Annotated in this window: 10 protein-coding genes; 5 read left to right on the top strand and 5 right to left on the bottom strand. The window is 70.5% G+C overall.

The genetic code is table 11. The features are described 5' to 3' along the window. Positions 1–7 precede the first annotated feature (7 nt). The 4 genes from AOK08_RS18475 to AOK08_RS18465 all read right to left on the bottom strand — a co-directional run bounded on the left by AOK08_RS18475 (position 8) and on the right by AOK08_RS18465 (position 4,439). The gene (locus AOK08_RS18475; RefSeq protein ID WP_055527023.1) at positions 8–1,732 is read right to left on the bottom strand and encodes an ABC transporter substrate-binding protein; all 1,725 of its coding nucleotides are present in this window, start codon (positions 1,730–1,732) and stop codon (positions 8–10) included. Positions 1,733–1,936: 204 nt separating this feature from the next. Beyond that, on the bottom strand, positions 1,937–2,029 hold the full coding sequence (locus AOK08_RS48715) for an Ms4533A family Cys-rich leader peptide (protein ID WP_319210749.1): 93 nt from the start codon (positions 2,027–2,029) through the stop codon (positions 1,937–1,939). 56 nt (positions 2,030–2,085) lie between these two features. Next, positions 2,086–3,339, bottom strand: coding sequence for a DUF3152 domain-containing protein (locus AOK08_RS18470; protein ID WP_422125751.1), 1,254 nt, complete (start codon positions 3,337–3,339; stop codon positions 2,086–2,088). Positions 3,340–3,410: 71 nt separating this feature from the next. Continuing rightward, on the bottom strand, positions 3,411–4,439 hold the full coding sequence (locus tag AOK08_RS18465; protein WP_055527021.1) for an alpha/beta fold hydrolase: 1,029 nt from the start codon (positions 4,437–4,439) through the stop codon (positions 3,411–3,413). A 152-nt stretch (positions 4,440–4,591) separates the two neighbouring features. Between AOK08_RS18465 and AOK08_RS18460 the strand changes: the two genes are divergently transcribed. The 4 genes from AOK08_RS18460 to AOK08_RS18445 all read left to right on the top strand — a co-directional run bounded on the left by AOK08_RS18460 (position 4,592) and on the right by AOK08_RS18445 (position 6,513). Further along, positions 4,592–4,843 carry a hypothetical protein gene (locus AOK08_RS18460; protein WP_055527020.1) on the top strand — a complete coding sequence of 84 codons (252 nt, stop codon included), beginning with the start codon at positions 4,592–4,594 and terminating at the stop codon, positions 4,841–4,843. A gap of 183 nt (positions 4,844–5,026) precedes the next feature. Then, complete coding sequence (locus AOK08_RS18455) at positions 5,027–5,668, top strand: TetR/AcrR family transcriptional regulator (RefSeq protein ID WP_055527018.1); 642 nt, start codon at positions 5,027–5,029, stop codon at positions 5,666–5,668. Between the two features lie 135 nt (positions 5,669–5,803). Further along, positions 5,804–6,031, top strand: coding sequence for a DUF3107 domain-containing protein (locus AOK08_RS18450; protein ID WP_055527016.1), 228 nt, complete (start codon positions 5,804–5,806; stop codon positions 6,029–6,031). Between the two features lie 212 nt (positions 6,032–6,243). Further along, the gene (locus tag AOK08_RS18445) at positions 6,244–6,513 is read left to right on the top strand and encodes a hypothetical protein (RefSeq protein ID WP_055527013.1); all 270 of its coding nucleotides are present in this window, start codon (positions 6,244–6,246) and stop codon (positions 6,511–6,513) included. Positions 6,514–6,619: 106 nt separating this feature from the next. On the opposite strand, the gene AOK08_RS18440 is transcribed toward AOK08_RS18445, so the two are convergent. Then, a complete protein-coding gene (locus tag AOK08_RS18440; protein WP_055527012.1) occupies positions 6,620–7,399 on the bottom strand; it encodes a ferritin-like fold-containing protein in 780 nt (259 codons plus the stop codon). A gap of 471 nt (positions 7,400–7,870) precedes the next feature. Here AOK08_RS18440 and AOK08_RS18435 point away from each other — a divergent pair, with 471 nt between their 5' ends. Continuing rightward, positions 7,871–10,699 carry a DEAD/DEAH box helicase gene (locus tag AOK08_RS18435; RefSeq protein WP_055527009.1) on the top strand — a complete coding sequence of 943 codons (2,829 nt, stop codon included), beginning with the start codon at positions 7,871–7,873 and terminating at the stop codon, positions 10,697–10,699. The last annotated feature ends 260 nt before the right edge of the window (positions 10,700–10,959 follow it).

Here is a 10,959-nt window from a genome sequence, read left to right as displayed (position 1 = left end):
GGCGTCGTCACTTCACCGAGACCTGGGAGATGTCCAGGACACCCGTCCAGTCGCTGATCACGATGTTCTTGACGTCCTTGCCGTACAGGCGCTTGTAGACGGGGTGGAACAGCGGCACGGTCAGGGCCTGCTCGCCGATCCTGCTGTCCAGCGCGCCCCACCGCTTGGCGGCAGCGTCAAGATCGGTCAACTTGTTGATCGCGTCAATCTCGGCATTGACCGACTTGTCGTCGAGGAAGCCGTTGTTGAAGTTCGCGCCGTCCTTGACGATCTGTCGGCCGTCGAAGATCGGGGCGAGGAAGGGACCGCCGGAGGGCCAGTCGGCACCCCAGTGGGCGAGGAAGAACCCGGGCTCCTTCTTCGCGTCGTGGATCGTGTCGCGGTAGTCGTTGTCCTCGAGACCGTCCAGCTTCACCGTGATGCCGGCCTTCTTGAGGGCGTCCTGGACGGCGGTCGCGATCTCCGGGCTGGTCTCGAAGTCCTTGGAGTTGGAGTGGGTCAGGGTGACGGTCAGCCCGTTCGGGTAACCGGCCTCCTTCAGCACCTCCTTGGCCTTCGCCGGGTTCCCGGAGGCACCTGCCGGGAAGTGGTCGTACGGGGTGTATCCGAAGGACTTCTGGTCCGGCAGGTAGGTGGTGGCGGGCTCGGCGAGCGACGATCCGCCGGCCGCGTTGACGACGCTCGTGCGGTCAATGGCGTACGAGATCGCCTCACGCACCTTGATGTTGTCGAACGGCTTGACCTTCGGGTTGAACGCTATGTAGTTGATGTAGCCGAAGTGCCCGGTGCCCACGCGCGCGGCCAGTTCCTTGTCGCCGGAGACCTTGGCGAGCTCGGCGGGGCCAAGGTTGGTGTCCGTGGTGACGGACGCGGCGTCCGCCCCTTGGGACGCCGACAGCCGCTGGTTGATCACCGACGAGTCGAGCCCGGACCGTACGTCGATCCTGTCCGGGTACGCCTTGCGCTCCTCGTCCGTGGCGGCCGACCAGTAGGTGTTGCGCTCCAGGATCAGCCGCTCACCGTCGCCCTCGTTGCTGACGACCTTGTACGGCCCCGACGAGACCGGGTGCTCCTCGTACTTCGTCCCGGTGTCCTTGGCCTTGGGTACGGGCGTGAACTGGGTCTGCGTGGCCAGGTAGGGGAACTCGCCCTCGGGCTTGTTCAGATGGAAGACGATCGTGCGCGCGTCCGGCGTCCCGATCGCGTCGAGTCCCTTGCCCTTGTCCTTGTAGGGGCCCTGGTAGTCGGCGGCGCCGATCAGCCAGTCCCTCAGATAGGGGGCGCCACCGGAGAGTTCGGGGGCGAAGGAGCGCTCGATGCCGTACTTGATGTCGGCGCTGGTGATCGGCGAGCCGTCCTCGAACTTCAGCCCTTCCTTCAGGGTGTACGTCCACACGGTCGCGTTCTCGCTCGGGCGCCCGGTGTCGGTGGCCAGGTCGGGGACGACCTTCGCGCCCGCCGCCCCGCTCTCGCGGTTGCGCGTGGTGAGCGTACGGAAGACGAGCGAGGGGACGTTGCCGCCGCCGGAGGTGTACAGCCGGGCGGGGTCGAAGTCCTCCTGCGGGTTGGAGTTCAGGACGGTGAGCGTGCCGCCCTTTTGCGGCTTGGAGTCGCCGCCGCCCGCGCCCTTGGCATCGTTGTCCTTCGGGCCGCACGCGGCTGCGCCCGCGGCCAGGAACAGGCTGACGGACACCGCAGCGACGCGGCGCGCTCTGACGGACGGTTGGCGCATCGGAAAACGACCTCTCGAATGATGAGACGGAATGACGAGGAGTGAGACGGGAGTGAACACACGTCTGCCCGGGCGTCAGGTGGGTCGCATCAGGTCGTCGAGAACCGCGGCCGATGACGAATGACGGACATCAAATATCAGATGTCAGACGTCAGTCGGTGACGGCAGAGGAGGACGTCGCGACACACACGCCGGGGGCAGGTGTCAGCGACAGAGAATGTCGGCCACGCAGAGCGGGGTCACGCCGATCAGCGCCAGCTCGATGGCGGCGCGACGGACAGCATGACTAGACCACATGCGCAAAAATATGAACGAACTTTCCACCCATGTCAACGTGGCCCCTGAGCCGCGCGTCAACTCCCGGGATACGGCCAGGGGTTGGCCCGGCAGTGGATCCCGTCGTGGTCGAGGAACTTGGTCTGCTGCTGCATGACCGGGGCGAGGTCCCCGTCCTTGTCGCAGGTCACATGCCCGTAGCCGAGGCGGTGGCCGACCTCGTGGTTGATCAGCATCTGCCGGTACGCGTGGATCTTGTCACCGTAGGTCACGGACCCCTGCGCCCATCGATAGGCGTTGATCATCACGCGGTCGGTGGCGGCGGAGTCGCAGGACACGTTGTCCTCGGTGGTGTCGAGACCGGACTTGGCGCACCAGAAGGCGGTGGTGCCCGGGCTCGCCAGCGTGATCACGAAGTCGGGCGTGCCGGAGGAGATCCGCTCGAACGTACGGCCACCGCCGTGGGCCCAGCTCCGTTCGTCGTTGAGCGTCTTCTGAACGGCCTGCGCGAACAGCTCCCCGTCGAGTCCGAGCCCCTGCTCGACGTCGACCCGGTAGGTGTACTTCCGCCCCGCCCCCGGCGCCTTGGCGAACCCACGGACCGCGTCGAACGTCCCCGAGCCCTTGAGGTCCGCTCGGAGCGTGTACGTCCTGGCCATCTTCTGGTCGTACGTCAGTGTCGCCAGCGTGGCCGGCGCGTCGGGCGCGGCGGGGAGACCATCGGCGCCCACCGCGGAGTCCCCGGAGCCCTGGACGCCGTGGTCCGAGCCGATCGCGGTCTGTGGCCGCACACCGCCGCCGTCGTCCTCGCCGCCGGTGACCTGTCCGGCCACTACGACCGCCAGCACGGTGGTGACGGCGGCAGCCGCGATCCCGGTGACCGCCCGCCCCTTGATGCCGCCCCTGCCCTTGACCGCCACCTCGGCGGGCGGAACGTACAGGCCGGCGGGGTGCGGTGTCCGCGCGCGGGGCGGCGCGAAGCGGTCGACGTCCTCGGCGGCGGGGCCGGGCAGGCCGATTCCGTCGAAGGCGTCGACGTACGCCTGCCGGGGACCGGGAGGCTTCGGGGGCGCGGGACGCTGACGCGGTATGGCGGGCCCCACTCCGGGCCCTGTTCCGAGCCCTGCCCCGGGCCGTCCGCCGAACTCGCCCCAGCCACCGCCGGTTTCCCGCTGCTCGGGGTGCCCGCCTCCCCTGACATGGGGATGGCCGTGGGTGGGTGGGCCCTCCGGAAGACGCGGGAACCCATGGGCGGGCGTTCCGTCAGGAACGGTGAAACGGGGTGCGCCATGCCCCTGTTGAGGCTGCTGTCCCTGTGGGGCCACAGGGATGTTCGGCTTGTCGCCCGTACTGGCGCTGCCACCGGTTCGCCCGCGGCGGCTGTGACGTCCCACCTCGCGTCTCAGCTCCCAGCGTTCGCGGCGTCGGCCCGGCTGCCGACCTTCCTTGCTGCCACACTACCGGCATCCGCTTTCAACTCACTTGTTTCCTCCAGCAGTTCACGGAAGGCCGCGGCGACCGTCTCCGGGTACTCCATCATCGCCACATGCCCGGCGTCGGGCAGCGAGAGCAGCCGTGAGTCACGGAAGGCACGGGCCGCGCGCTGGGCCATACGGTAGGAGACGAGCTGGTCACGGCCGCCGTAGACGAGGAGCGTCGGCGCGAGCACGCGCTCGGCCTGGCGCCACAGCCCGTGCTGCCCGCCGAGCGTGTACGCGTTCACGATCCCGCGCGCGGAACGTGCCATCGCGTCCCAGAAGTAGGGCAGTTGAAGCCGTCTTTCCATCTCCTCGACCGCTTCGCGGAATCCCTCGGGCGTCACCTGCTCAGGATCCCCGTAACAGAGCGCCGTGACGCTGCGGACGCGCTGTTCGGCGGTCCACTCCTCGGTCAACCGGGTGAACAGACGGGCCACCCCGGGCAGGGCGAGCAGCGCGGTCGGCACCGCGTTGCGCTGCACGCGGATCTCCGGCAGCGCGGGCGAGATGAGCGTGACCGTCCTGACGAGGTCGGGCCGGACCGCCGCGACACGGGTCGACACCGCGCCGCCCAGCGAGTTGCCGAGGAGATGCACGGGTCCGCGCGCGGAGGCGTCGAGGTAGCGGATGACGGCACGCGCGTGCCCGGTGACCGAGTAGTCGCCGTCGTCCGGCGGCGGGGAGTCGCCGAAGCCCGGCAGATCGAGGGCCTCGCCGTCGACGAGCTCCTCGTTCAGCGCCATGAGCGCCGACCAGTTCTGCGAGGAACCGCCCAGACCGTGGACGTACAGCGCGGGCGGCAGCCCCTCGCGCGCGGGAGGCCGCGAGCGCACGGTCAGGGTGATCCCCGGCAGCCCGACCGAGCGCAGCCGCTCGCCCTCGGCGACCCTGACGGGCGTCACCTTCGGAAGCACATTGGTGGCCGAAACGTACGGCAGCTCGGACGAAGACATGCGGCAATGTTACGAGACGATCACGCAGTGGCTCGTGTGTTCGGCATCACAGGTCAGACCCGGCGCTCTGATCACCTGGCGTACCCATCCCGTGTCTCCTACGCTCTTAACAGGGCACCCGCACCAAACTCACCCCGGGAAGGGGGCCCAGCATGGCCGCCGACCCCACCGACCCCGACATCTTCGGGGAAATCGGGGAAATCAAGGACCGTGAGGATTACGAGGGCGAGGACAGCGCCGGATCCGACGTCGAAGCCTCCGAGGCCGACGCCGCCGAGCAGCGCACGGACCTCACCCCGGGTCACGACGTCCCACTGACCGGCGAGAACACCGATCGCGCGAACGAGGCCGACCTCGCGGAACAGGCCCGCGCCGTGAAACTGGACGAGGACGACTACCGATAACCGCCACCGCGCACTTCGCGCTCCGCGGCAAGCAAGGGATTTGTCGCCATTCGAGCGGATAGCCCGGAAGACGCAGTCGCTCGGTCGAGGAAATTTCTGGTCTCGCACCGCGCACAGCGGGGTTACCGAAAAGTACGATGGCGGCGCGGCGCACACCGCATGTGGACGAAATTGGGAGGCGCCGTGACAGCCATCGAGCAGACTGAGGCGACACGCCCGCGGGGCACGCGGTTGCCGCGTCGCGCCCGGCGGAACCAGCTACTGGGGGCCGCCCAGGAAGTGTTCGTGGCGCAGGGTTACCACTCCGCCGCGATGGACGACATCGCCGAACGGGCCGGGGTCAGCAAGCCGGTGCTCTACCAGCACTTCCCGGGCAAGCTCGACCTCTACCTCGCCCTGCTGGACCAGCACTGCGAGGCACTGATCGAGTCGGTCCGCGTGGCCCTGGCCTCTACCTCGGACAACAAGCAGCGCGTCCGGGCGACGATGGACGCCTACTTCGCGTACGTGGAGGACGACGGCGGCGCCTTCCGCCTGGTCTTCGAGTCCGACCTGACGAACGAGCCCGCCGTGCGCGCGCGCGTCGACAAGGTGACGAACGAGTGCGCTGAGGCGATCTGCGAGGTCATCGCGGAGGACACCGGCCTCTCCCGCCCGGAGTCGATGCTGCTGGCCTCCGGTCTTGGCGGCCTCTCCCAGGTGGTGGCGCGGTCCTGGCTGCACAGCGACCGCAGTGTCCCGCGCGATCAGGCGGTCCAGTTGCTGGCCTCGCTGGCCTGGCGCGGCATCGCCGGTTTCCCGCTGCACGGCACCGATCAACACTGACCGCCCGTTTGTTCCCGTCGGCTGTTCGCTCCTGGCGTTCCCGGGCGGAACATGTAGATCCCCTCACCGGGCTAATGTGTGCTGGGTACGGCGCGGAAGCCCGCGCACTTCACTGACCGTCGGAGGGACATAGCCGTGGAGGTCAAGATCGGCGTGCAGCACGCGCCCCGCGAGATCGTTCTGGAGAGCGGTCAGAGCGCCGAGGAGGTCGAGCGCGCGGTGTCCGACGCGCTGGCCGGCAAGTCGGCGCTGCTGAGCCTCGTGGACGAACACGGCCGAAAGGTCCTGGTCCCGGCAGACCGACTCGCGTACGTCGAGCTGGGTGAGCCGACGGTCCGCAAGGTGGGCTTCAGCGCGCTGTAGGTCGCGCAGGAGCAGGTATACGGGTGGGGCCCGGCGGTTTCGAACCGCCGGGCCCCACCCGTGTCGCCACCCCCGCCCGCACACATGGCCGTATTCACGGACTGACCACACGTCACCCTTACAAGTGGGTTGCTCTGCCCAGGTCACGGGTATGACGGGCTGAGAACGTCACGCGCGAAGACGCGCAGGCAGGCTGTGGGAGGGACCCCGACATGTTCTTTGAAGCACTCGGCTCCGCGATCCTCGGCCTCGCCCTGGCATGGGCGGCGGCCCACCGGCTGCCGGACCGCCTCCCCGCACGCCCGCTGGTCCTCTCGACGGGCGTGGCCGGAGCAATGTTCGGCGCCTTCCTCACACACAGCGCGCTGAGTTCCGGCCACTTCGTACTGATCCTGCTGGGCGCGGCAGCGGTATCGGCGGCCTCCGTCTCCCTGCTGCTGCGCCCTAAGGCGAGACTCCGCCGATCATCGGCGCCGGCGTAGCCGTAGCGCCCCGAAGGGGCGCGGGGCTCTGACATTTGCGGCTCCGCCGCGTGGGCGCGACCAGCCACAGCGGACCCGCAGCCGACTCCCCGACCCGCGGAGCAAATTAGGCGGCCAGCCCAAGCGCAGCCATCCGCTTGGTGTGCGCCTCGGTGATCCGGGAAAACATCCGCCCGACCTCCGCGAGGTCGAACCCGTCCGCGACACCACCGACAAGCATCGTGGACAGCGCGTCCCGGTCCGCCACAACCCGCTGCGACTGCGACAGCGCCTCCCCCATCAGCCGCCGCGCCCACAGCGCGAGCCGTCCGCCCAACCGAGGATCCGCGTCGATCGCCGCGCGCACCTTCTCCACGGCGAAGCTCGCGTGCCCGGTGTCGTCGAGGACCGCGAGCACCAACTGCCGGGTGTCCGCGTCGAGGCGGGCAGCGACCTCACGGTAGAAGTCGCTGGCGATCGAGTCACCGACGTACGCCTTGACGAGTCCCTCCAGCCAGTCGGAGGGCGCCGTCTGCTTGTGGAAGCCGTCGAGCGCGGCGACGAACGGCTCCATCGCCTGTGTGGCGTCGGCGCCGATCTCCGTGAGGCGGTTCGTGATCCGTTCGAAGTGGTGGAACTCCGCCGACGCCATCTTGGCCAGTTCCGACTTGTCGACGAGGGTCGGCGCCAGCTTGGCGTCGTCGGCGAGCCGCTCGAACGCGGCCAGTTCGCCGTACGCGAGCGCGCCGAGCAAATCCACGACCGCGGCCCGGTACTGCGGGTCGGTGGCCGCCTGATCCCAGTCCTGGGCTGCGACTCCGGTGGGTGCGGGAGCGGCGTCCGCCGCGCTTTCGTCGGGGGTCTCGGGCGTACCGGAAGCGTTGTCAGACGTCGTCATGAAGCGCACAATAGCCCGCCCACCACAAGGCGGAAGTCGCTGTTCAATCACTGTGACGACCATGACGTGACCGAATCGGCCATCGCATGTGCGCGATTCCGGGGTATGGTGGTATTGCGCTCGCTGAGGTGAAAGACGTATCTCGACGGGCCACACGAATGAGGATGCCCGGTCGGTGGCCCGATCGGCTCCGACCCGACAGCTCTCCTCATCCGTACGGCACCATGCGTACGGCATTCGGAGGGACCCTCAGCGGTACGAGCGCTCAGAGCGTCGGCAGTGGTCCCGTGCCACTCGGCCCGCCCATGAGGCGGCCGAAGTTCCCGGCCCGGTCCCGACACGACCCCCGCGCTCGCCTCGCACCGCGCACACAGAAGAGGCACTGCCCTGACCAGGACTTTCCGGGATCTCGGAATTCTTCCCGAGACCGCCGAGGCGCTCGAAGCCGTCGGCATCATCACCCCCTTCCCCATCCAGGAGATGACCCTCCCCGTCGCCCTCACCGGCACGGACGTCATCGGCCAGGCCAAGACCGGCACCGGCAAGACGCTCGGCTTCGGACTCCCGCTCCTGGAGCGCGTGACCGTCCCCGCCGACGTCGAGGCCGGCCGCGCCAAGCCCGAGCAGCTCACCGAGGCGCCGCAGGCGCTCGTCGTCGTCCCGACGCGCGAGCTGTGCCAGCAGGTGACCAACGACCTGCTGACCGCCGGCAAGGTCCGTAACGTGCGCGTTCTCGCCATCTACGGCGGCCGGGCGTACGAGCCGCAGGTCGAGGCCCTCAAGAAGGGCGTCGACGTCGTCGTCGGCACCCCGGGGCGCCTGCTCGACCTCGCGGGCCAGAAGAAGCTGAACCTGAGCCACGTCCGCGCGCTCGTCCTCGACGAGGCCGACGAGATGCTCGACCTGGGCTTCCTGCCCGACGTCGAGAAGATCATGAACATGCTGCCGGCCCGCCGTCAGACGATGCTGTTCTCGGCGACCATGCCGGGCGCGGTCATCGGACTGGCCCGCCGGTACATGTCGCAGCCCACGCACATCCGCGCCGCCGCGCCGGACGACGAGGGCAAGACGGTCGCGAACACCGCGCAGTTCGTCTACCGCGCGCACAACATGGACAAGCCCGAGATGGTCGCGCGCATACTGCAGGCCGACGGCCGGGGACTGGCCATGGTCTTCTGCCGTACGAAGCGCACGGCGGCCGATCTCGCCGACCAGCTCGCGCAGCGCGGCTTCGCCTCCGGCGCCGTCCACGGCGACCTCGGCCAGGGCGCCCGTGAGCAGGCGCTGCGCGCCTTCCGCAACGGCAAGGTCGACGTCCTCGTCTGCACGGACGTGGCCGCGCGCGGTATCGATGTCGAGGGCGTCACGCACGTCATCAACTACCAGTCTCCCGAAGAGGAGAAGACGTACCTGCACCGCATCGGCCGTACGGGCCGCGCGGGCGCCAAGGGCATCGCGATCACGCTGGTCGACTGGGACGACATCCCGCGCTGGCAGTTGATCAACAAGGCGCTGGAGCTGGACTTCAACGACCCGCCGGAGACGTACTCCACGTCCCCGCACCTGTTCGAGGAACTGAACATCCCGGTCGGCACCAAGGGTGTGCTGCCGCGCTCGGCGCGCACGCGTGCCGGCCTGGGCGCCGAGGAGGTCGAAGACCTCGGCGAGACGGGCGGACGCGGTGGTCCGCGCGGTCGCGGTGGCCGCTCCGGTCACTCCTCCGGCCCGGCGGTCGCCTCGGCTCCGCAGGCCGAGCGCGAGCGTCCTGCGCGTACGCCGCGCAGTCGCCGCCGTACCCGTGGCGGTGCCGCCGCGGAAGCGCCGACGACTCCGGTCACGTCGGCCGCGCCGACCACCTCGGCCAACGAGGCGCTCGCCTCGTCCGAGCAGCCGACCGAGCGCCGTACCCCGCGCCGCCGGCGCCGTACGCGCGGTGCCGCCCCGGAGCAAATGGTGGCCCCCGCGACGGCGTTCGTCGAGCCGTCGGCCGAGGCCGCCGTCGTCCCGGCGGAGAGCCCGGCCCCCGAGGCATCGGACAGGCCGCGCCGCCGCCGCACCCGCAGGCCGGCGGAGGCCGCGCCGGTCACCCCGGTCACTCCGGTCACTCCGGTGGAGGTCGTTCCGGTGGAGGCTGTCGCGGTCGGGACGCCGGAGGAGCAGCCGCGTCGTCGCCGTACCCGCAGGGCGGCGGAGCCGGTCGTCGACGTCGTCGAGACGCCGGTCACCCCGGAGCCGGAGGTCGCGGAAACGAAGCCGCGCCGTACGGCCCGCAAGGCGACGGAGACGGCCGCCGAGGCCGCTCTCGACACGGCTGAGGCCAAGCCGACGCGCCGGACGGCCACCCGCAAGGCGACCGCGACCGCACCGGCCGCACCGGCTGCGGAAGCCGCCGTCGACACCGCCGAGGCGACCGAGGCCAAGCCCCGCCGCCGCACGGCACGCAAGACCGCCGAGCCCGCCGTGGCCGTGGTCGAGACGGTCCCGGAGACTCCGGAGGCCGAGGTGACCAAGCCCCGCCGGACCCGCAAGGCCGCCGTGGCCGCCGTGGAGACGGCAGAGGTCACCGAGGTGGCCGAGGCGACCGAGACCAAGCCGCGTCGTGCGCCCCGCAAGGCCACGGCAGCGACCGCGCCGGCCGCCGAGGCAGCCCTCGACACCGCCGAGGCGGTCGAGGCGAAGCCGCGTCGCCGCGCGACCCGCAAGGCCGCCGAACCGGTGGTCGTGGCGGAGACGGCCGACATCCCGGCCCAGCCGACCTCGGCCGAGGCACCTGCGCCGAAGCGCCGTACGACGCGCAAGGCGACGGCTCCGGCCGCGGAGGCCACCGTGGAATCCGCCGAGGCGACCGAGGCCAAGCCGCGCCGCCGCACGACGCGCAAGGCCGCCGAGGCCCCGGTCGTCCCGGAGCCGGAGGCCACGGAGGCGAAGCCGCGCCGTACGGCCCGCAAGGCGACGGAGACGGCCGCCGAGGCCGCTCTCGACACGGCCGAGGCCAAGCCGACGCGCCGGACGGCCACCCGCAAGGCGACCGCGACCGCACCGGCCGCACCGGCTGCGGAAGCCGCCGTCGACACCGCCGAGGCGACCGAGGCCAAGCCCCGCCGCCGCACGGCACGCAAGGCGGTCGAGGTCGTCGCTGACATCCCCGCCCAGGCGGCGGACGAAGCGGAGGTCAAGCCGCGCCGTCGTACGGCACGCAAGACCGCCGAACCGGCGGTCGTCGTGGAGCAGGCACCGGAGGCCACCGAGGCGAAGCCCAGGCGCCGTGCCACCCGCAAGGCCACGGTCACGGACTCCGTGGAGGCCTGACCACCCCCGACGGCCCGGCCCACCCCACCAGGTGGCCGGGCCGTCGGCCATTCCGGCCCGGACGGTGCTTCCCACCCACCCGTCCGTTCGCTGTCTCCTTCCAGCGCACGCCAGTCACACCCAGCCCGCCCGGCATTCGAGGACAAGGCCCGTCCAGCCCAAGCGGTGTTTCCCACCCACCCATCCACCCGTTTGCCGTCCCTTTCCAGCGCGGGCCCAGGCACACTCAGCCTGTTGGGGGTCCCCCCTCTGGGGGAGTT

The sequence above is a fragment of the Streptomyces graminilatus genome (genome assembly GCF_001418565.1).
GTDB lineage: Bacteria > Actinomycetota > Actinomycetes > Streptomycetales > Streptomycetaceae > Streptomyces > Streptomyces graminilatus.
The sequence above is the reverse complement of the archived record's forward strand: the minus strand, read 5'-3'. Positions and strand labels throughout refer to the sequence as shown.